General features: G+C 73.1%; 20 protein-coding genes. 12 read left to right on the top strand and 8 right to left on the bottom strand.

Features of this window, described 5'->3' with window-relative positions:
- Nucleotides 1–28 precede the first annotated feature (28 nt).
- A complete protein-coding gene (locus AB0I83_RS15540) occupies nt 29–1,285 on the top strand; it encodes a family 10 glycosylhydrolase (protein ID WP_363304918.1) in 1,257 nt (418 codons plus the stop codon).
- 145 nt (nt 1,286–1,430) lie between these two features.
- Here the strand turns inward: AB0I83_RS15540 and AB0I83_RS15545 are convergent, their stop codons facing one another.
- A complete protein-coding gene (locus tag AB0I83_RS15545; protein WP_356535320.1) occupies nt 1,431–1,634 on the bottom strand; it encodes a DUF1918 domain-containing protein in 204 nt (67 codons plus the stop codon).
- 42 nt (nt 1,635–1,676) lie between these two features.
- Nucleotides 1,677–2,672: a DMT family transporter gene (locus AB0I83_RS15550; protein ID WP_363304919.1), complete on the bottom strand. Its 996-nt coding sequence runs from the start codon at nt 2,670–2,672 to the stop codon at nt 1,677–1,679.
- On the opposite strand from AB0I83_RS15550, the gene AB0I83_RS15555 reads away from it, so the two are divergent.
- The 4 genes from AB0I83_RS15555 to AB0I83_RS15570 all read left to right on the top strand — a co-directional run bounded on the left by AB0I83_RS15555 (nt 2,671) and on the right by AB0I83_RS15570 (nt 6,492).
- Complete coding sequence (locus tag AB0I83_RS15555; protein ID WP_363304920.1) at nt 2,671–4,116, top strand: PLP-dependent aminotransferase family protein; 1,446 nt, start codon at nt 2,671–2,673, stop codon at nt 4,114–4,116. The genes AB0I83_RS15550 and AB0I83_RS15555 overlap by 2 nt on opposite strands.
- A gap of 10 nt (nt 4,117–4,126) precedes the next feature.
- The gene (locus AB0I83_RS15560) at nt 4,127–4,564 is read left to right on the top strand and encodes a GNAT family N-acetyltransferase (RefSeq protein ID WP_363304921.1); all 438 of its coding nucleotides are present in this window, start codon (nt 4,127–4,129) and stop codon (nt 4,562–4,564) included.
- 70 nt (nt 4,565–4,634) lie between these two features.
- A complete protein-coding gene (locus tag AB0I83_RS15565) occupies nt 4,635–5,210 on the top strand; it encodes a histidine phosphatase family protein (protein ID WP_363304922.1) in 576 nt (191 codons plus the stop codon).
- 118 nt (nt 5,211–5,328) lie between these two features.
- Nucleotides 5,329–6,492: a serine hydrolase domain-containing protein gene (locus tag AB0I83_RS15570; RefSeq protein ID WP_363304923.1), complete on the top strand. Its 1,164-nt coding sequence runs from the start codon at nt 5,329–5,331 to the stop codon at nt 6,490–6,492.
- A gap of 75 nt (nt 6,493–6,567) precedes the next feature.
- Here AB0I83_RS15570 and AB0I83_RS15575 read toward each other — a convergent pair whose 3' ends face one another.
- Nucleotides 6,568–7,344: a LysR family substrate-binding domain-containing protein gene (locus AB0I83_RS15575; protein WP_363304924.1), complete on the bottom strand. Its 777-nt coding sequence runs from the start codon at nt 7,342–7,344 to the stop codon at nt 6,568–6,570.
- Between the two features lie 37 nt (nt 7,345–7,381).
- On the opposite strand from AB0I83_RS15575, the gene AB0I83_RS15580 reads away from it, so the two are divergent.
- Nucleotides 7,382–7,804, top strand: coding sequence for a DUF5997 family protein (locus AB0I83_RS15580; RefSeq protein WP_363304925.1), 423 nt, complete (start codon nt 7,382–7,384; stop codon nt 7,802–7,804).
- A 99-nt stretch (nt 7,805–7,903) separates the two neighbouring features.
- Here the strand turns inward: AB0I83_RS15580 and gap are convergent, their stop codons facing one another.
- Complete coding sequence (gene gap, locus AB0I83_RS15585; protein ID WP_363304926.1) at nt 7,904–8,902, bottom strand: type I glyceraldehyde-3-phosphate dehydrogenase; 999 nt, start codon at nt 8,900–8,902, stop codon at nt 7,904–7,906.
- Nucleotides 8,903–9,009: 107 nt separating this feature from the next.
- Nucleotides 9,010–9,966, bottom strand: coding sequence for a helix-turn-helix domain-containing protein (locus tag AB0I83_RS15590; RefSeq protein ID WP_363304927.1), 957 nt, complete (start codon nt 9,964–9,966; stop codon nt 9,010–9,012).
- A 194-nt stretch (nt 9,967–10,160) separates the two neighbouring features.
- Between AB0I83_RS15590 and argC the strand changes: the two genes are divergently transcribed.
- The 5 genes from argC to AB0I83_RS15615 are packed head-to-tail and all read left to right on the top strand — an operon-like array spanning nt 10,161 to nt 15,018.
- Entirely contained in the window at nt 10,161–11,189 is a 1,029-nt protein-coding gene (gene argC / locus AB0I83_RS15595) for an N-acetyl-gamma-glutamyl-phosphate reductase (protein WP_363304928.1), read from the top strand.
- A complete protein-coding gene (gene argJ, locus AB0I83_RS15600) occupies nt 11,186–12,340 on the top strand; it encodes a bifunctional glutamate N-acetyltransferase/amino-acid acetyltransferase ArgJ (protein WP_356535331.1) in 1,155 nt (384 codons plus the stop codon). The genes argC and argJ overlap by 4 nt, the downstream gene beginning before the upstream one ends.
- Nucleotides 12,337–13,263, top strand: coding sequence for an acetylglutamate kinase (gene argB, locus AB0I83_RS15605; protein ID WP_356535332.1), 927 nt, complete (start codon nt 12,337–12,339; stop codon nt 13,261–13,263). Before argJ ends, argB begins: the two co-directional genes overlap by 4 nt.
- The gene (locus AB0I83_RS15610) at nt 13,260–14,456 is read left to right on the top strand and encodes an acetylornithine transaminase (RefSeq protein WP_363304929.1); all 1,197 of its coding nucleotides are present in this window, start codon (nt 13,260–13,262) and stop codon (nt 14,454–14,456) included. Before argB ends, AB0I83_RS15610 begins: the two co-directional genes overlap by 4 nt.
- A 25-nt stretch (nt 14,457–14,481) precedes the next feature.
- Nucleotides 14,482–15,018 carry an arginine repressor gene (locus AB0I83_RS15615; RefSeq protein ID WP_356535334.1) on the top strand — a complete coding sequence of 179 codons (537 nt, stop codon included), beginning with the start codon at nt 14,482–14,484 and terminating at the stop codon, nt 15,016–15,018.
- 12 nt (nt 15,019–15,030) lie between these two features.
- On the opposite strand, the gene AB0I83_RS15620 is transcribed toward AB0I83_RS15615, so the two are convergent.
- From AB0I83_RS15620 to AB0I83_RS15630, 3 genes are all read right to left on the bottom strand, one after another.
- Entirely contained in the window at nt 15,031–15,738 is a 708-nt protein-coding gene (locus AB0I83_RS15620) for a L,D-transpeptidase family protein (protein ID WP_363304930.1), read from the bottom strand.
- Nucleotides 15,739–15,802: 64 nt separating this feature from the next.
- Entirely contained in the window at nt 15,803–16,402 is a 600-nt protein-coding gene (locus tag AB0I83_RS15625) for a pyridoxamine 5'-phosphate oxidase family protein (RefSeq protein ID WP_356535336.1), read from the bottom strand.
- A 42-nt stretch (nt 16,403–16,444) separates the two neighbouring features.
- The gene (locus AB0I83_RS15630) at nt 16,445–17,854 is read right to left on the bottom strand and encodes a hypothetical protein (protein WP_363304931.1); all 1,410 of its coding nucleotides are present in this window, start codon (nt 17,852–17,854) and stop codon (nt 16,445–16,447) included.
- A gap of 259 nt (nt 17,855–18,113) precedes the next feature.
- On the opposite strand from AB0I83_RS15630, the gene argH reads away from it, so the two are divergent.
- The gene (gene argH, locus AB0I83_RS15635) at nt 18,114–19,547 is read left to right on the top strand and encodes an argininosuccinate lyase (protein ID WP_363304932.1); all 1,434 of its coding nucleotides are present in this window, start codon (nt 18,114–18,116) and stop codon (nt 19,545–19,547) included.
- The last annotated feature ends 58 nt before the right edge of the window (nt 19,548–19,605 follow it).

Genomic DNA, 19,605 nt, shown 5'->3' on the forward strand with positions numbered 1-19,605 from the left:
TGAGGACGAAGAAGTGAAAGGTGCACACATGCGTGTTCTGGGTCGGAGATCCTTCGTACTGGGTGCGGCGAGCACGGTGGCCGCGCTGACGACAGCGGGTGACGCCGTGGCGGCACACCGGCCGGGCGCCCGCCGGCACCGGCACCGCAGGGCGGGCCAGGGCGAGATGCGCGGCATGTGGATCGCCACGGTCGCGAACATCGACTGGCCGTCGGCGACCGGCCTGAGCGCCGCCGCCCAGGAGGCCGAGCTGACCGCCCATCTGGACCGGGCGGTGGACCTCAGGCTCAACGCCGTGGTCCTCCAGGTCCGGCCGACCGCCGACGCGCTGTGGCCGTCGTCGTTCGAGCCGTGGGCGCAGTGCCTGACGGGCGTCCAGGGCAAGGACCCGGGCTGGGACCCGCTGGGGACGGCGGTGCGTGAGGCGCACGCCCGAGGTCTGGAACTCCACGCGTGGTTCAACCCCTACCGGGTGGCCAACCACACGGACCCCTCGAAACTGGTCGCCACCCACCCCGCCAGGATCCACCCGGACTGGGTCCTGCCGTACGGCGGCAAGCTCTACTACAACCCGGGGCTGCCCGAGGTCCGCAGGTTCGTCCAGGACGCGATGCTCGACGCGGTCGGCCGCTACGCGATCGACGCCGTCCACTGGGACGACTACTTCTACCCCTACCCGGTGGCGGGCCAGGTCTTCGACGACGACGCCGCCTTCGAGGAGCACGGCGGGGACTTCACCGACAAGGCGGCCTGGCGGCGCGACAACACCGACCGGCTGGTGAGCGAGACCGCCGCGCGCATCAAGGAGGTCAGGAGCGGCGTCCGGTTCGGGATCAGCCCGTTCGGTGTCTGGCGCAACGCCTCGACCGACCCGCTGGGCTCCGACACGGCGGCCGGCGTACAGACGTACGACGACCTGCACGCCGACACCCGGAAGTGGGTGAAGGAGGGCTTGATCGACTACATCTGCCCCCAGATCTACTGGAACATCGGCTTCCCCGCCGCCGACTACGCGAAGCTGCTGTCCTGGTGGGCCGGGACGGTCAAGGGCACGGGTGTCGACCTGTACGTCGGCGAGGCGCTCCACAAGGCGGGTGACCCCGCCCAGCCGGCCGCCTGGCAGGATCCGGCCGAACTCTCCCGTCACCTCGACCTGGCGGCCGGCCATCCGGAGGTGGGCGGCCACGTGTACTTCTCCGCGAAGCACGTGAAGGCCGACCGCATCGGGGCCATGGCCCGGGTGGTCGCCGACCACTACCAGGTGCGGGCCCGCACTCCACGCTGACGGCCGGACCGCCGGGGGGCGGCCTGCCCGGCCGGGCCGTGGGACTCCGACGTCTTCCCGTGCGCGCGGTGCGGACCCGTTCACCGGTCCGCACCGCGCGCACGCGTGCGCCGGGAGCCGCTCGTGCCCCCGGCGCACACGGCCCCTACCTGTGAGGGTCCTCGGGGGCGGAGTGCTGGACGACGCTGTCGGGGCCCGGGGACCTGATCGTCTCGTGCCCGTCCTCGAAGCGCAGCCGGTACGGGGGGCCGCCCCCGTCGCCGAGCACTTCGATGATCTCTGCGACCTGGTCGTGCTGTCCCACGGTCCTGCCGTGCGTCAGCAGCCGGTCGCCCGTGTGTGCGTCCATCGGGAGTGACCTCCTCGCGAGTGGCGGTCCATGTCGACAAGTCTATGACCCGATGCGCTCGCCGCCTCCTGCGCGGCCCCTCGCCGCAAGCCCTGGCCGGGGGGTGCGCCGGCTCCCCGCCCGCTGGGTGGCGGCGATGCAGACGAGGACGGCCACCGCCGCCACCGGCGCCGCCGCGGAGACCTCCTCGCCGAGCGCGAGGAACGACCAGACGAGGGTCAGCAGGGGCTGGGCCAGCTGGAGCTGACTGGCCCGCGGGACGCCGATCTCGGCCATGCCCCGATACCAGACGTACAGGCCCAGGAAGGTCGACCCGGCGGCCACCCAGACCAGCCCGATGATCCCGTGCGCCGTCAGGTGGACCGGTTCGAAGGGCAGTGCCACGGCCGTGCCGGCCACCGCGAGGGGCAGGGCGAGGATCAGTGCCCACCCGATCACCTGCCAACCCGGCATCACCCTGGCCAGCCTGCCGCCCTCGGTGTAGCCCGCCGCGCAGACCAGGAGCGCGCCGAACAGGTACAGATCCCCGCCGGAGACCGTGCCCCCGCTCTGCTGGACCGTGAAGACGATCACCACGGCGGCCCCCGCCAGCGCCGCCGCCCAGAAGGCCCGCGGCGGGCGCGACCCGGTGCGCAGCGCGGAGAACAGCGCGGTGGTCAGGGGTAGCAGCCCCACCACGACGGCCGCGTGCGAGCTGGTCGAGGTCCGCAGGGCCAGTGTCGTCAGCAGGGGGAACCCCACGACCACCCCGCCCGCGACCACCGCGAGGCCCGGCAGGTGGCGCCGGGCCGGCAGCGGCACCCGGCCCGCCAGCAGCGCGCCCGCGGCGATCAGGCCGGCCAGCAGGCTGCGCAGCGCGACCAGTGACCAGGGGCCGAAACTCTCCAGCCCCCACACCGTCGAGGGGAACGTGAGGGAGAAGGCGACGACGCCGAGTCCGGCGAGCAGGACGCCGCCGCCCGGAGTCCGGTGCGCCGCGTGGCTGTCCTCGTCGACCGCTATCGCCGTCCGGTCGATAGCGCTATCCTGTGCTGTCATGCAAGAGCGTAGCAGCGTCGCAGAGCTGGCGAGTTCCCTGCGGAGGGAGCTCAACCGCTACTCACCAGGTGGAAAGCTGCCATCCAGTCGTGCACTCGTCGAGCGCTTCAAGGTGAGTCCGGTGACCGTCTCCCGGGCCGTCGCGCAGCTCGCCGCCGAAGGGCTGGTCGTCACCCGGCCCGGGTCCGGAGCGTTCCGGGCCGAACCGCCCGCCACCGCGCCCGACCCGGGCGACACCTCCTGGCAGGAGGTCTCCCTCAGCGGCGACAGCGGACCCGAGGTCGTCCCGCGTACCGTCGACGCCTCCGGAGTCCTCGTCACGCTCGCGGCGCCACCGCCCGGGGTCGTCGAGTTCAACGGCGGCTACCTCCACCCCGGCCTCCAGCCCGAGCGGGCTCTGGCCGCCGCGCTCGCCAGGGCCGGCCGCCGGCCAGGGGCCTGGGGGAGGCCGCCCACCGACGGACTGGCCGAGCTGCGCGCCTGGTTCGCCCGCGAGATCGGCGGCACACTCGGCGGGTCCGACGTACTGATCACGGCCGGTGGCCAGAGCGCCCTGGCCACCGCGCTGCGGGCGCTCGCCCCGCCCGGCGCCCCCGTCCTCGTCGAGTCGCCCACCTACCCGGGCATGCTGGCCGCGGCGCGCGCCACCGGTCTGCGGCCCGTACCCGTGCCGGTGGACGCGGACGGGGTGCGCCCCGAACTCCTGGAGTCGGCGTTCCGTGCGACCGGGGCCCGGGTCTTCGTCTGCCAGCCGCTGTTCCAGAACCCCACCGGCTCGGTGCTCGCCCCCGAGCGGCGCGAGCGGATCGTCCGTGCCGCCCGCGCGGCGGGCGCGTTCGTGGTCGAGGACGACTTCGCACGCCACCTCGTCCACGAGGACGCCGGCCCGCTGCCCGAACCCCTGGCGGCCCACGACCCCGACGGAGTCGTCGTCCATGTGCGCTCCCTCACCAAGATCACGTCACCCAGCCTCCGCGTCGGCGCGCTGGCCGCACGCGGACCCGTCCTGGAACGACTGCGCGCCATCCAGGTCGTCGACAGCTTCTTCGTGCCGCGTCCGCTCCAGGAGGCCGCTCTCGAACTCGTCGGCTCCCCGGCCTGGGAGCGCCATCTGCGCGCCGTGGCCGCCGAACTCGCCACCCGCCGCACCGCGATGACGGCCGCGCTGCGCACCCGGCTGCCCGAACTCGCCCTGCCGCACGTGCCGTCCGGCGGCGGAAGCGTCTGGCTCAGGCTGCCCGGGCAGGAAGCCGAGCCCGTGCTGGTCTCGGCCGCGCTGCGGGCCGGCGTCGCGGTGGCGCCCGGCCGGCCGTACCACTGCGCCGAACCACCGGCCGGTCACATCAGGCTGAGCTTCGCCGCGGTGTCCGGGCCCGCCGAGATCGCCGAGGGGGTACGCCGGCTGCGGGCCGCCTGGGACGAGGCGCGGCCGCGGGCGCGATAGCGTCCCGCGCATGACCGACAGAGACATGTCAGAGCAGCGCCACGAGATCTCGTCCGACCCGGCACGGCTCGACCACGCCCGTATCCACCACTGGCTCTCCACGGACGCCTACTGGGCGCTCGACCGCACCCGCGAGAAGCAGGACCTGGCCGTCGCCGGCTCCCTCAACTTCGGTGCCTACGACCGCGCGACGGGCGAACAGGCCGCCTACGCCCGGGTGGTGACCGACCACGCCACCTTCGCGTGGATCTGCGACGTGTACGTCGACCGAGGTGCCCGCGGGCAGGGCCTGGGCACCCGGATCGTCACCGCGGCCCGGGACCACCTCGCACCCCTGGGCGTGAGCAGGTTCCTCCTCGCGACGAAGGACGCCCACGGCGTCTACGCGAACATCGGCTTCGCCCCGCTGGAGGTACCGGACATGTGGATGGCCCTCCAGGTGAGCTGACGGCAAGCGCTTGTACACGCCGCCGCGCCGCCCTCTTGACCGGCGCGGCGTTCGGCTCCACGATCCGCCCATGAGTGTTCGCGTCTCACTGGTCGCCGCAGCACGCAGTTCGGCCCTCCTCGCCGAGCGCTTCGACGACGACCGGCCGCTCGACGAAACGGGCTGGCACGAGGTGAGGCTCGCCGCGCACGCTCTGGTACCGCTCGGCGCCGCCGAGATGCGCTACTGCTCACCCACCCCGCGCAGCCGCGCCACCGGCGACGCCCTCGGCTACGCCCCGCTGGTCCAGCCCGCGCTCCGCGACTGCGACATGGGCCGATGGCGGGGGTACACGTTCGCCCAGGTCGCGGCCGGTGAACCGGCCGGCGTCCACACCTGGCTCACCGACCCGCGCTCCGCCCCGCACGGCGGCGAATCCCTCCTCGCCTTCATCTCCCGCATAGGGGGCTGGCTCGACACCCGCCCGGTCCAGGACGGTTCCATCGTGGCCGTCGCCGAACCCGCGGTCGTCCGTGCCGCCCTCGTGTACGCGCTCAGGGCCCCGCCGTCGACGTACTGGAACGTCGAGGTGCGCCCGCTGTCCACGCTGACGCTCACCGGGCTGCCCGGCCGCTGGAGTCTCAGCCTCGAAGGGCTCCCGTACTGACGGGCCCGGCCGGACGTACGTCCCGGGGGCCCTCCGGTCGGAGGAACGGTGTGCCCGGCGCCTTCCCGCCGGTCCGACCAGTCGGTATGGTGCGAGCCACCGAGACGAGGAGAGACCCGTGCCGCAGATCCACGGCCACTGTGACGACCGCTTCACGGCGGTGCGCGACGCGTTCGCGGCGAACTTCGCCGAACGCGACGAGCTCGGCGCGGCCGTCACCGTCCTGCTCGACGGAGCACCCGTCGTGGACCTCTGGGGCGGCTGGGCGGACGGCGGCCGGACCCGGCCGTGGGAGCGGGACACCGTGGTCAACGTGTGGTCCACGACCAAGGGCCCGACCGCGCTGTGCGCTCACATCCTCGTCGACCGGGGACTCCTCGACCTGGACGCCCCGGTGGCCGCCTACTGGCCCGAGTTCGCGGCCGAGGGCAAGGAATCCGTACGCGTGCGCCACCTGCTCTCGCACCGTTCGGGCGTCGCGGGCCTGCGCGATCCGCACACCCTGGCCGAGCTCTACGACTGGGAGCTGACCACGGCCCGCCTCGCGGCCACCGCCCCGTGGTGGGAGCCGGGCACCCGCTCCGGGTACCACGCGATCTCGTACGGCTTCCTCGTCGGCGAGGTCGTCCGCCGCGTCACCGGCCTGCTGCCGGGGGAGTTCCTGCGGCAGGAGGTCACCGGACCGCTCGGCATCGACTTCACCGTCGGGCTCCCCGAGGAGGACGCCGGTCGGGTCGCCGAACTCGTCCAGCCGGCGACCGTCTCACGCGAACAGGCGGCGCTCTTCGCCCGCATGGAGCTCGTCGCCCTCGCCTCCCTGCTGAACCCCGGCACGGGCATCGCCGCGGCCAACACCCCCGAGTGGCGGGCCGCCGAGATCCCCGCCGCCAACGGACACGGGACCGCACGCGCGGTCGCCGCCCTCTACGGCGTCCTCGCCGGACGCGGCACCCTCGACGGCCGGCGGATCCTGTCCGAGGAGGCGGCCGAGCGGGTCCGCGAGGGGCAGGGCAGCTGCCGGGACCTCGTACTGGGGGCGGGATTCGCCCACGACACCGAGCTGGGCCTCGGCCTCTGGCTCAGCGGCCCGAACGCGTCGTACGGCCCCAACCCCCGCGCCGTGGGGCACGACGGCGCGGGCGGATCCTGCGGCCTCGCCGACCCCGAGGCCGGAATCTCCCTCGGCTACGTCATGAACCGCATGGGCCCGAACATCGCCGACGACCCGCGCAAGATGGCCCTGGTCGACGCGGTGTACGGCGCGCTCCCGCAGGCCCGGTAGCCGCTCGGTGACCCGCCGCGCGTGCGCCTGCCGACCCGCCGCAACCACGAGGGGCAGCGCGGGCGCAGGTCACCGCTACGGCCGGCGGCGGGGCTTTCCGCGCTTGCCCGCGGCCTTGGGGTTCTTGGCCCCGCCCTTGGGGTTCCTGGTCCCGCCGGCGCCGCCCCGGGGGGTCTGGCCCGCCGCGGTCCTCCTCGGCGCGGACGCCTTCTTCCTGTCCTTGGGCTGCGGCGGTGTCGGGGGCCGCCCCCGGGTGCTGTTCACGGTCCGGCCGCGGACGATCCCGATGAACTCCTCGACCAGGTCGGTGGTCTTCTCCTCCGGCCACGACAGGGCGATCCGCGACTCGGGGACACCGGTCAGCGGCCGGTAGGTGAGGTCCTTGCGGTGGTTCAGCCGGGCCAGCGACTGGGGAACCACGAGCAGGCCCACCCCCGCCGCCACCAGCTCGGCGGCATCGGCCGTCGTCGCGGGCCGCTCCGACGCGGGCCGGCCCGGCGGGCGCTCCCAGTCGAGGGTGTCGTCCAGGGGATGCAGCACGATCTCGTCGGCGAGGTCCTCCACCGACATCTCCTCGACGGCTGCCCCCGCGTGGTCCTTGGGGAGCACGACGACCGTGGTCTCCGTGTAGAGGGGGATCGCGCTGAGGTCCGTTCGGTCGACGGGCAGCCGTACGAATCCGGCGTCCGCCCCGCCGTCACGCAGCAGACCGGCCGCCTCGGCCGCGGGCACGCCGACGAGGGAGAGCGAGGTGCCGGGCAGCCGCTCGTTCCACACGCGTACCCACTTGGTCGGGGTCACGCCGGGAACGTAGGCGAGCCGGAACACAGGGGGTACCTCCGAGCCAGTCACCCCGCCAGGTTACCGGCCGTGGTCGGAGGGGGCGCACATGCTCGATACCCTGGACGGCATGACGTCGCACCAGACCACCCAGACCATGAAGCCCGCCACCGCGGCGAAGAAGCTGGGTGTGTACCTCGAAGCCACCCCCGCAGAGTTCCAGGAGGGCGTCGTCTCGCGCGCCGAGCTGAACACGCTGCAGTCCGACCCGCCCCAGTGGCTCCAGGAGCTGCGCCGCAACGGCCCGCACCCCCGCCCGGTGGTCGCCTCGAAGCTGGGCGTCTCCATCGCCGGCCTCGCGCGGGGCGGTGTCACCGAGCCGCTCACCACGGAGCAGATCGAAGCCCTCAAGCAGGAGGGCCCGGAGTGGCTGCAGAAGGAGCGCGCCACCCAGGCGGACGTCCGCAAGGAGACCGTGCGCATCAAGGAGCGGGACGCGGCCAGGGCCGAGCAGGGCGACCGCGACGCCTGACCTTGATGTGAACCGCGGGGACGTCCGCGTCGCGGGCTCCCGACCGCCGGCGAGGTCCGCGGACACGGCCGGTCCGGGCAGCGCCGCCCCGGCCTCCCGTCAGCCCGAGGCGAGAAGCTCGAGCGTGTCGATCACACGGTTCGAGAAGCCCCATTCGTTGTCGTACCAGGCGACCACCTTGACGTGGCGGCCGTCGACGCGGGTGAGGGCCGAGTCGAAGATCGACGAGGCCGGATTGCCCGTGATGTCGGATGACACGAGAGGGTCCTCCGAGTACTCCAGGACGCCTGAGAGCGGCCCCTCCGCCGCGGCGCGGTACGCCGCCAGCACGTCCTCGCGCGTCACGTCGCGGGCGACGGTCGTGTTGAGTTCGACGATCGAGCCGACCGGAACCGGTACGCGGATCGAGTCGCCCGACAGCCTGCCGTCGAGGTTCGGCAGCACGAGGCCGATCGCCTTGGCGGCGCCCGTCGTCGTCGGCACGATGTTGACGGCGGCGGCGCGGGCGCGGCGGGCGTCGCGGTGCGGACCGTCCTGAAGGTTCTGCTCCTGGGTGTAGGCGTGCACCGTCGTCATGAAGCCGTGCTCGATACCCGCGAGTTCGTCCAGCACCGCGGCCAGCGGGGCGAGCGCGTTGGTCGTGCACGAGGCGTTCGAGACGATCGTGTGCGACGCCGGGTCGTACGCGTCGGTGTTGACGCCGAACGCGAGCGTGACGTCGGCGCCGTCCGCCGGAGCGCTGACGAGTACCTTCTTCGCGCCCGCGTCGAGATGACCGCGGGCGGCCTTGGCCGACGTGAAGCGGCCGGTCGCCTCGAGCACGATGTCGACGCCCAGTCCGGCCCACGGCAGCTGGGCCGGTTCACGCTCGGCGAGCACGGCGATGCGACGGCCGTCGACGACCAGGGTGTCCCCGTCGGCGTTCACCGGACGGCCGAGCCGGCCCGCCGTCGTGTCGTAGGCGAGCAGCCGCGCGAGGGTGGCGGGCTCCGTGAGGTCGTTGACGGCGACGACCTCCAGGCCACTGTCGCGTTCGAGCAGCGCGCGCAGCACGTTGCGTCCGATGCGGCCGAATCCGTTGATGGCGATGCGAGTCATGAGTGGTGTCCCTTCCGGTTCACCATCAGGTTCGCGCGCGGCGCCCGCCGGTGACAGCGGCGTGATGGCCACGGTCCGAAAGGATCGTGCCACCTCGCGCGGACGGGCTACTCCCCCCGGCCGAAGGTGCGCCGGTACTCGCTCGGTGTGGTGCCGAGGATGCGATGGAAGTGCAGCCGCAGGTTGGTGCCGGTTCCGAGGCCGACGTCGGCGGCGATCTGCTCGACGCTGCGCTGCGATCGCTCCAGGAGTTCGCGTGCCACGTCGACGCGGGCGCGCATGACCCACTGCATCGGCGTGTACCCCGTGTCCTGGAGGAAGCGCCGCGAGAAGGTGCGCGACGACACCGCCGCGTGCCGGGCGAGCGCTTCGAGGGTGAGGGGCTCGCCGAGCCGGCGCAGTGCCCACTCCCTGGTCGCGGCGAACCGCTCGCCGAGCGGCTCCGGCACGCTGCGCGGCACGTACTGCGCCTGACCGCCGCTGCGGTACGGGGCCGCCACCAGGCGTCTGGCCGCGTGGTTCGACGCGGCCACCCCGAGATCGCCGCGCAGGACGTGCAGGCACAGGTCGATGCCCGAGGCGGCGCCGGCCGACGTCAGCACGCTGCCCTCGTCGACGAAGAGGACGTTCTCGTCGACCGAGACGAGCGGATGCTTCGCCGCGAGTGCCCGCGTGTAGTGCCAGTGGGTCGTGGCGCGCCTGCCGTCGAGCAGGCCCGTGGCGGCGAGCGCGAAGGCGCCGGTCGAGATGGCGGCGAGCCGCGCGCCCCGGTCGTGGGCGCCGACCAGCGCGTCGACGACGGCCCGCGGCGGGTCCTCTCGGTCCGGGAACCGGTAGCCGGGGACGAAGACGATGTCGGCCCACTCAAGTGCCCGGAGGCCGTGGGCGACGAGGTACGACAGGCCGTCGCCGCCGGTCACGGGACCTGGTTCCGCACCGCACACCCGCACCTCGTACGGCATGCTCGCGCGGGTCGTGAACACCTGCGCCGGAATGCCGACATCGAGGGGCTTCGCGCCTTCGAGCACGAGCACGGCGACGTGATGGGGGGACGGGGCGGTCACGGGACGAGGGTACGCGGGGGCGCGGGGCGCACCGGCCGGGTTCCGGAAGCCGGGCGCGGTCCGCCGTGGGTGCCCGGAGTCCTTGGGCGCCGGCTTGCCGGGCCTGTGCCGGACGGTGGATCGGACAGCCGGGAGATCTTTGCATAAAACTGCATTGCTGCGTATAGTCATGCCATCAATGAGGAGGATTTCCGATGGTGGTACGCGTGGCAGTGGCAGGGGCGAGCGGATACGCCGGAGGCGAACTGCTCCGTCTGCTCCTCACCCACCCGCAGGTCGAGATCGGGGCCCTGACCGCCCACTCCAACGCGGGAGAGCGCCTCGGCGCGTTGCAGCCGCACCTCAGGCCGCTCGCCGACCGGGTGCTCGCGCCGACCACCGCCGAGGTGCTCGGCGGCCACGAAGTCGTCTTCCTGGCGCTGCCGCACGGGCAGTCCGCCGCCGTCGCGGAGCAGCTCGGTGACGACGTGCTCGTCGTCGACATGGGCGCCGACTTCCGACTGCGGGACCCGGCTGACTGGGAGCGGTTCTACGGCTCACCCCACGCCGGCACCTGGCCCTACGGCCTGCCCGAACTCCCCGGTGCCCGCGCCGCGCTCGCGGGTGCCAAGCGGATCGCCGTGCCCGGCTGCTACCCGACCGCGGTGTCCCTCGCCCTCTTCCCGGCGTACGCGGCCGGCCTCGCCGAACCCGAGGCCGTCGTCGTGGCCGCGTCCGGCACCTCCGGCGCCGGCAAGGCGGCCAAGCCGCACCTGCTCGGCTCCGAGGTCATGGGCAACATGACCCCGTACGGCGTCGGCGGGGTCCACCGGCACACCCCCGAGATGATCCAGAACCTCGGTGCCGCGGCGGGGGAGCCCGTCACCGTGTCCTTCACCCCCACCCTCGCGCCGATGCCCCGCGGCATCCTCGCTACGTGCAGCGCCAAGGCGAAGCCGGGTGTGGGCTACCGGTCGCTCCGCGAGGCGTACGAGAAGGCCCTCGCCGCCGAGCCGTTCGTCGATCTGCTGCCCGAGGGGCAGTGGCCGGCCACCGCCGCCGTGTACGGATCCAACGCCGTACAGATCCAGGTCGCCCACGACGAGGCGGCCGGCCGGATCATCGCGATCAGCGCCATCGACAACCTCGCCAAGGGCACCGCCGGAGGCGCCCTCCAGAGCATGAACATCGCCCTCGGTCTCCCCGAGGACACGGGTCTTTCCACGATCGGAGTCGCACCGTGAGCGTCACGGCAGCCAAGGGATTCACGGCGGCGGGTATCGCCGCCGGAATCAAGGAGAGCGGCGGGCCGGACCTGGCCCTCGTGGTCAACAACGGCCCCCGCCGCGCCGCCGCCGGCGTCTTCACCTCCAACCGCGTCAAGGCCGCACCCGTCCTCTGGTCGCAGCAGGTGCTCAGGGGTGGCGAGGTGACCGCCGTCGTACTCAACTCCGGTGGTGCCAACGCCTGTACGGGACCCCAGGGCTTCCAGGACACCCACGCCACGGCTGAGAAGGCCGCCGAGGTGCTCCCCGGTCACAGCGCGGGGGAGATCGCGGTCGCCTCGACCGGGCTGATCGGCCTGCTCCTCCCGATGGACAAGCTCCTGCCCGGCGTCGAGAAGGCCGCCGCCGCCCTCAGCGAGCACGGCGGCGAGCGCGCCGCCATCGCGATCAGGACCACGGACACCGTCCACAAGACCTCCGTCGCGGGCGGCGAGGGCTGGACGGTGGGCGGCATGGCCAAGGGCGCGGGCATGCTGGCCCCCGGCCTCGCCACCATGCTGGTCGTCCTCACCACCGACGCCGACGTGGACGCCCCCGCGCTCGACGCGGCCCTGCGCGACGCCACCCGCACCACCTTCGACCGGGTCGACTCCGACGGCTGCATGTCGACCAACGACACCGTGCTGCTGCTCGCCTCGGGCGCCAGCGGGATCACCCCCGCTCGGGCCGAGTTCGACCAGGCCGTGGGGAGCGTCTGCGCCGACCTCGCCCGTCAGCTGATCGGCGACGCGGAAGGAGCCTCCAAGGACATCCGCATCGAGGTGGTCAACGCGGCGACCGAGGACGACGCCGTCGAGGTGGGCCGCAGCATCGCGCGCAACAACCTCCTCAAGTGCGCCATCCACGGCGAGGACCCCAACTGGGGCCGGGTCCTCTCCGCGATCGGCACCACGCGGGCCGCGTTCGAGCCGGACCGGCTGAACGTCGCCATCAACGACGTATGGGTGTGCAAGGGCGGCAGCGTCGGCGAGGACCGCGACCTGGTCGACATGCGCTACCGGGAGGTCAGGATCACCGCGGACCTCGCCGAGGGCAGCGAGTCCGCCGTGATCTGGGCCAACGACCTCACCGCCGAGTACGTCCACGAGAACAGCGAGTACAGCTCATGAGCGCCGCGAGGAAGCACACCGCGCTGCCCAAGGCACAGATCCTCATCGAGGCGCTGCCCTGGCTCACCCGGCACAACGGCAGGACCGTCGTCATCAAGTTCGGTGGCAACGCCATGATCGACGAGGAGCTGAAGGCCGCCTTCGCCCAGGACGTCGTCTTCCTGCGGCACGCCGGCCTCAAGCCGGTAGTCGTGCACGGGGGCGGCCCCCAGATCAGCGCCCAGCTCGACAAGCAGGGCCTGGTCAGCGAGTTCAAGGCCGGGCTCCGCGTCACCACGCCCGAGGCCATGGACGTCGTACGCATGGTGCTGGCCGGACAGGTCCAACGCGAGCTCGTCGGCCTGCTCAACCAGCACGGTCCGCTCGCCGTCGGCATGACCGGCGAGGACGCGCACACGATCACCGCCGTCCAGCACCGCCCGGTGATCGACGGCGAGGCCGTCGACATCGGCCGGGTCGGCGAGATCACGGCCATAGACACCGGGGCGATCCAGGCGCTGCTGGACGACGGCCGGATCCCGGTCATCTCCTCCATCGCCCGCTCCGCCGAGGACAACCACGTCTACAACGTCAACGCCGACACCGCTGCCGCCGCACTCGCCGCCGCGCTGAACGCCGAGACGCTGATGGTCCTCACGGACGTCGAGGGCCTCTACGAGGACTGGCCGAACAGCGACGACGTGATCAGCCGCCTCACCGCCGCCGAACTGGAGAAGCTGCTGCCGTCGCTCTCCAGCGGCATGGTGCCCAAGATGCGGGGCTGCCTCCACGCCGTACGCAACGGCGTCGAGACCGCCCGCGTCATCGACGGCCGCGTCCAACACTCGATCCTGCTGGAGATCTTCACCGACGAGGGGGTCGGCACGATGGTCGTGCCCGACGCGGTCCCCGCCGCACAGCCCGGTACCGAGGGGGAGTCATGAGCAACCAGGAGTTCGCCCGGCGCTGGCAAGGCGCCCTGATGGACAACTACGGCACTCCGCAGCTGCCCCTGGTGCGCGGCGCCGGCGCACGGGTCTGGGACGCCGAGGGGGCCGAGTACCTCGACTTCGTCGGGGGGATCGCGGTCAACGCGCTGGGCCACGCCCACCCCGCGGTGACCGAGGCGGTCTCCAGGCAGATCGCCTCGCTCGGGCACGTGTCCAACCTGTACACGGCCGAGCCGCCCATCGCCCTGGCCGAGCGGCTGCTCCAGCTCTTCGGACGGCCGGGCAGGGTCTTCTTCTGCAACTCCGGTGCCGAGGCCAACGAGGCGGCGTTCAAGATCGGCCGGCTGACCGGGCGTACGCACATGGTCGCCACCGACGGCGGCTTCCACGGCCGGACCATGGGCAGCCTCGCCCTGACCGGCCAGCCCGCGAAGCGCACCCCGTTCCTGCCGCTGCCCGGCGACGTCACACATGTGCCGTACGGCGACGCCGACGCGCTCCGGGCCGCGGTGACGACCGACACCGCGCTGCTGGTCGTCGAACCCGTACAGGGCGAGAACGGCGTGGTCGTACCGCCCAAGGGCTATCTGGAGGCGGCCAGGGAGATCACCCGGGCCACCGGCACGCTGCTCGTCCTGGACGAGGTGCAGACCGGGATCGGCCGCTGCGGCCAGTGGTTCGAGCACCAGGCGCACCAGGGCGTCGAACCCGACATGGTCACGCTCGCCAAGGGGCTCGGCGGCGGACTGCCGATCGGCGCCACCGTCGCGTTCGGCGCTGCTGCCGACCTCCTGAAGCCCGGTCAGCACGGTACGACGTTCGGCGGGAACCCGGTCGCCTGCGCCGCGGGTCTCGCGGTCCTGGACACCCTCGCGGCCGACGGCGCCCTCGACCAGGTCAAGCGGCTCGGCGAGCGGATCAGGGACGGCGTCGAGAGCCTCGGACACCCGTTGGTCTCCCACGTCCGCGGCGCCGGACTGCTGCTGGGTATCGTGCTCACCGGGCCCCTCGCACCGCAGGTGCAGCAGGCGGCTCAGGGAGCCGGACTCCTGGTGAACGCGCCCGCCCCCGACGTCGTGCGGCTCATGCCGCCGCTGATCATCGGTGACGCGGAGGTGGACGGGTTCCTGCGGATTCTGCCGGGAGCTCTCGACGCGGCTTACGGGGACGGACGATCCGGGGAGTGACGATCCGGAGAATGAGGCGACGACGATGACCGAGGCGCAGGACACCGAGCACGGCGGGCCGTCGGTGCCGCAGACCCGCACCGCACGCCACCGCAGGATCGTGGACATCCTCAACCGGCAGCCGGTGCGCTCGCAGAGCCAGCTGGCGCGGCTGCTGTCGGACGACGGGTTGAGCGTCACCCAGGCGACGCTCTCCCGGGACCTGGACGAGCTCGGCGCGGTGAAGATCCGCAACACCGGAGGCGAGCTGATCTACGCGGTGCCGAGCGAGGGCGGCTTCCGCACCCCCCACGCCCCGCTGGGCGGGTCGGCCAAGGAGGAGCGGATGCGCAGGCTCTCCGCCGAACTGCTCATCTCCGCGGAGGCCTCGGCCAACCTGGTGGTCCTGCGCACGCCTCCCGGCGCCGCCCAGTTCCTCGCTTCGGCCATCGACCAGGCCGAACTCCGGGCGATCCTGGGCACGATCGCGGGGGACGACACGCTGATGCTGATCAGCCGCGATCCGAACGGCGGCCAGGCGCTGGCCGACCATCTGCTGAGGCTCGCCCAGAACGACCGCTGAGCGGCGGCCGGTTCAGTAGCGGGTGACCGCGGTCGGACCCGACGCCGTCCCGACCGCGATGTGCGGACGCCGGGCCGGATCGGCCCAGGCCAGGATCCGGTCCATGGCGGCCGCCGGCACGGAGACGCAGCCGGCGGTCGCGCCCTTACCGTCGACGTGGAGGAAGATCCCGGCGCCCCTGCCGCGCACCGGCCGGCGGTAGTTGAAGCCGATGACGAGCGCGCGGGCGTACTGCGCGGAGTAGGCCACCAGGTGTTCGGCCTCCGCCGCCCGGCAGTCGGCGGGCAGCGGTCGTACCCAGCGGTTGTAGGAACCGGACTCGTTGTCCTGGCACCACCACGCACGGTCGTCGACGCGGCGGTAGGGGTAACGGGTCCCGGGCGAGGGCGCCCCGACACCGAACGCGAACGGCAGGTCGTACAGCCCGGTGGGTGTGGTGTCCGTGCCCTGGGTCCGGGTGGTCCCCTCGGCCAGACCGTTCGCCCCGAAGCGGGCGGGCGCCGAACCCGCCGCCGTCCATCCCTCCGGGCGCCGGTCCCACCAGGTGACCGTGCCGGTGGTGGCGCCCGTGCCGGGGGCCTCGGCCGTGATCAGCTGGGTGCCGCCCCCGGTGTCGGCCATCCGGTCGGGGAGGGGCAGGTCCGTGGGCCCGGCCGGCGGTGCCGCGAGAGAACCCGCGAGTGCCAGCAGGACCGACCCGGTGACCAGGAATCCGCGCATGCTCCGGACCGTACGGCGCGGGGAGGAACACCCCCACCGCGCCTGCTCCGTACGGCCCAGCGCCTCACCCCGTGGGTGTGGGCGGCATGGCCGGCAGCGGCAGGGGGAGCCCCGGCAGCCCGTCGATGCTGGTGGCGATGTCGGACTTCTTCTCGAAGTACTCGCTCAGGCTGTCGTCGTCCTCGCGCGCGAACCGGTCGGAGTGCAGGGAGCGGTCCTCGTCGTACGACATGAAGGGCACCGCGTACCCGCAGGTGTCCCGGATCAGTTCGGCGGTCACCACGATGACCGCCCTCAGCCCGTGGCGGGCGTGGTCGACACCCGGGAAGTGGCCCAGCAGCCCGGCGAACCTCGGGTCGTCGCGGAAGACCGGCTCACCGCGGCCGTGCACCCGGACGATGTTCGGTGGCCCCTGGAAGGCGCACCACATCAGCGTCACGCGTCCGTTCTCGCGGAGGTGGGCGATGGTCTCGGCGTTGCTCCCGGCGAAGTCGAGGTAGGCCACGGTCCGTTCGTCGACGACGGCGAACGACCCGCTCACGCCCTTGGGCGAGAGGTTGACCGTGCCGTCGGCGCCCAGCGGCGCCGTCGCGGTGAAGAAGACGGGCTGCTCCTCGATGAAGGTCCTGAGTCGTCCCTCGATGCGTTCATGCGTCTTTCCCATACGTCGATTATCGGGTCGGAGGTGCCGCCGCATCGCAGGGTTTCAACTGGTGGAACCGGCCGGCGGCAGAGGCTCGTAGCGGGCGCGCTGCGCCTCGTGGGCGACCTCGGGATCCTCGTCGTCCTCCAGCGCCGCCAGGACCCGCTTGCGCAGGGCGAGGCTGTGGGCGCAGAGCAGCCGCAGGCCCGACCGGCGTACGTGCCGGGGGCGTCCGGGGGCGACCAGCGAGACCAGCCACTCCTCCGGTACGAGCAGGACGTACGGGACGAGCGCCTTGGTGGCGGTGCGTACCACCGGGGGATGCGGATCCTCCATCGCGGCCATGAGCTCGTCGGGCGAGACCGCGTCGAGCATGCGCAGCGACGCGAGCGCCGCGGCGCGCACCCGGCCTTCCGGGTGGGCCGCGAGGGGCCGCAGGAGCGCCGGCGCGTCAGGGGCGCCCGACTCGGCCAGACCGAACGGGGCTCCCGGCGGCAGGCCGGGCGCGGCCGCGCCGGCGCACAGCGCGCGGTAGCGGGCAACCGGGTCCTCGCCGTCGAGACGCAGGACGAGCCGGGCCGCGGAACGTACGACGGCGGACGGGTCGGCCAGGTGGGCGGCGGCCTCCGGGCCGCGTCCCGCGCGGTGCAGCGCCGTCACCGCGGAGGAGCGTGTCACCGCCGAGGACGCGCCTAGCAGCGGGTCCAGCAGCCGCTCGGGATCACCGGGGGCCACCCGGCCCAGCAGCGCGCCGGTGCACAGGTGGCGGACGCTCCGGTCGCGGGCGGTGAGCGCTAGTTCCGTCAGCGTTCCGGGGGTGAGGAGCCCCCGTTCCAGGGAGAGACGCACCCCGAGGAGCCGCACGGCAGGCAGCGGACTCGCGCGGAGGGCCACCGCCAGGGCGGCCGGCGGGAGGTCCGCCGCGCCGAGTACCCGCTCCAGCGCCCAGGTGCCGTGCGGGCGCAGGGACAGGCGCAGCGCGGTCGGCAGCAGTCCGCGGGCCGGCGCCCCGGGTCCGTCCAGGGCCGTGGCCAGCATTCGCCGGGCCCGCTCGCGAACCTCAGGGCGGCTGTCGGCGCAGCGTACGAGGACCAGCGGCAGCAGGACGGGGCGCCCGGGGGTGAACGCCAGCGCGGCCTCGCGCGCCTGCCACCGGTGATGGCACAGGACGACGGCGGTCTCCGGTTCGGAGGGTGGGAAGCGCGACCAGGTGACGTCCTCGGCCTCCTCGTCCCAGCGTGGTGCGGCTGCCCAGTCGACGGACCCGCTCCCGTCGCGGCGGCCCTCCCGGACCAGCTCCTCCAGGGGGCCGGCTCCGGGCCGAAGCGCGGTCGCCGACCGTGTCCGCCGGTCGAGCGCGGTCCACGCCTCCGGATCGGCCGTGTCCAGGGCCGTGGCCAGAGGTTTTCCCAGGAGGAGCCGGTCCTGGGGAGGGAGGAGCAGCGCGGGGGACAGGGGGATCAGGTGCCGCATGGGTGCAGCCTAGAACCGGGACGGACGGCCATCCGCCCCGGCCCGGTCACGCGCGCGGGCCGCGCCGCCCGCTTTGACAAAACATACGGACCATTGCATAGTTATACCTGCCTGTTCGTGGCGCCCCCGGTCCGTCCTCGAAGACCGTGGCGAGCGCGACCCGGCTCGCGCCACCGTTCCACCGCCGCCTTCCCCCTCGCGACCGGGCGGGCGGCAGCCCATCCCACCTCGCACCCCCTTGCACTCCGAGGAGCACGCAGTGAGCAACGGCACCGGCAACAGCGACGTACGCCTGTGGGGCGGCCGTTTCGCCGACGGTCCTGCCGAGGCGCTGGCCAAGCTGTCCGCCTCCGTCCACTTCGACTGGCGGCTCGCGCCGTACGACATCGCCGGCTCCCGTGCGCACGCCCGCGTGCTCAACAAGGCGGGCCTCCTCACGCAGGACGAGCTGACCCGCATGACCGCCGGACTCGACGCGCTCGAAGCGGCCGTCGCCGACGGCTCGTTCACCGGCACCATCGCCGACGAGGACGTCCACACCGCCCTGGAGCGCGGCCTGCTGGAGCGCCTCGGCCCGGACCTCGGGGGCAAGCTGCGGGCCGGCCGGTCGCGCAACGACCAGGTGGCCACGCTCTTCCGGATGTACCTGCGCGACCACGCGCGGATCATCGGCGGTCTGCTCGCCGAACTCCAGGACGCGCTCGTGGGGCTGGCCGAGGCACACCCGGACGTCGCCATGCCCGGCCGCACCCACCTCCAGCACGCCCAGCCCGTCCTCTTCGCCCACCACGTCCTGGCGCACGTCCAGTCGCTCTCCCGGGACGCCGAGCGGCTGCGCCAGTGGGACGAGCGGACCGCGGTGTCGCCGTACGGCTCGGGCGCGCTGGCCGGGTCCTCGCTCGGGCTCGACCCGGAGGCGGTCGCGGCGGACCTCGGCTTCGAGCGCGGCTCCGTCGCCAACTCCATCGACGGCACCGCGTCCCGTGACTTCGTCGCCGAGTTCGCCTTCGTCACCGCGATGATCGGGATCAACCTCTCCCGGATCGCCGAGGAGATCATCATCTGGAACACGAAGGAGTTCTCCTTCGTCACCCTCCACGACGCCTTCTCCACCGGCTCCTCGATCATGCCGCAGAAGAAGAACCCGGACATCGCCGAGCTGGCCCGGGGCAAGTCCGGCCGGCTCATCGGCAACCTGACCGGCCTGATGGCCACGCTGAAGGCGCTCCCGCTCGCCTACAACCGCGACCTCCAGGAGGACAAGGAGCCGGTCTTCGACTCCTGCGACCAGCTCGAGGTCCTGCTCCCCGCCTTCACCGGCATGATGGCCACGCTCACGGTCAACCGGAAGCGCATGGAGGAGCTGGCGCCGGCCGGCTTCTCGCTGGCGACGGACATCGCCGAGTGGCTGGTGAAGCAGGGCGTGCCCTTCCGGGTGGCCCACGAGGTCGCGGGCGAGTGCGTCAAGGAGTGCGAGCACCAGGGCATCGAGCTGGACGAGCTGACGGACGAGCAGTTCGCGAAGATCTCCGAGCACCTCACGCCCGAGGTGCGCACGGTCCTCGACGTACCCGGTGCCCTCGCCTCCCGTGACGGCCGCGGCGGGACGGCCCCCTCGGCCGTGGCCGTCCAGCTCGCCGAGGTGAAGGCCGACCTGGCGACGCAGCACGCCTGGGCCACCGCGCGCGGATGATTCCGAAGGCATCGCGGGCTACGTTGACGGGAAGGCGTTCGGAACCGACCCAGAGGAG

This window comes from Streptomyces sp. NPDC049970 (genome assembly GCF_040660235.1).
Lineage (GTDB): Bacteria > Actinomycetota > Actinomycetes > Streptomycetales > Streptomycetaceae > Streptomyces.

What these genes read in the sequence shown, in the direction of transcription:
- AB0I83_RS15625 (WP_356535336.1), bottom strand. Translation starts at nt 16,402, where the DNA reads ATGGGAAAGACGCATGAACGCATCGAGGGACGACTCAGGACCTTCATC.
- AB0I83_RS15580 (WP_363304925.1), top strand. Translation starts at nt 7,382, where the DNA reads ATGCTCGATACCCTGGACGGCATGACGTCGCACCAGACCACCCAGACC.
- AB0I83_RS15560 (WP_363304921.1), top strand. Translation starts at nt 4,127, where the DNA reads ATGACCGACAGAGACATGTCAGAGCAGCGCCACGAGATCTCGTCCGAC.
- AB0I83_RS15615 (WP_356535334.1), top strand. Translation starts at nt 14,482, where the DNA reads ATGACCGAGGCGCAGGACACCGAGCACGGCGGGCCGTCGGTGCCGCAG.
- AB0I83_RS15540 (WP_363304918.1), top strand. Translation starts at nt 29, where the DNA reads ATGCGTGTTCTGGGTCGGAGATCCTTCGTACTGGGTGCGGCGAGCACG.
- AB0I83_RS15550 (WP_363304919.1), bottom strand. Translation starts at nt 2,672, where the DNA reads ATGACAGCACAGGATAGCGCTATCGACCGGACGGCGATAGCGGTCGAC.
- argC (WP_363304928.1), top strand. Translation starts at nt 10,161, where the DNA reads ATGGTGGTACGCGTGGCAGTGGCAGGGGCGAGCGGATACGCCGGAGGC.
- gap (WP_363304926.1), bottom strand. Translation starts at nt 8,902, where the DNA reads ATGACTCGCATCGCCATCAACGGATTCGGCCGCATCGGACGCAACGTG.
- AB0I83_RS15610 (WP_363304929.1), top strand. Translation starts at nt 13,260, where the DNA reads ATGAGCAACCAGGAGTTCGCCCGGCGCTGGCAAGGCGCCCTGATGGAC.
- AB0I83_RS15630 (WP_363304931.1), bottom strand. Translation starts at nt 17,854, where the DNA reads ATGCGGCACCTGATCCCCCTGTCCCCCGCGCTGCTCCTCCCTCCCCAG.
- AB0I83_RS15555 (WP_363304920.1), top strand. Translation starts at nt 2,671, where the DNA reads ATGCAAGAGCGTAGCAGCGTCGCAGAGCTGGCGAGTTCCCTGCGGAGG.
- AB0I83_RS15620 (WP_363304930.1), bottom strand. Translation starts at nt 15,738, where the DNA reads ATGCGCGGATTCCTGGTCACCGGGTCGGTCCTGCTGGCACTCGCGGGT.
- argB (WP_356535332.1), top strand. Translation starts at nt 12,337, where the DNA reads ATGAGCGCCGCGAGGAAGCACACCGCGCTGCCCAAGGCACAGATCCTC.
- AB0I83_RS15545 (WP_356535320.1), bottom strand. Translation starts at nt 1,634, where the DNA reads ATGGACGCACACACGGGCGACCGGCTGCTGACGCACGGCAGGACCGTG.
- AB0I83_RS15565 (WP_363304922.1), top strand. Translation starts at nt 4,635, where the DNA reads ATGAGTGTTCGCGTCTCACTGGTCGCCGCAGCACGCAGTTCGGCCCTC.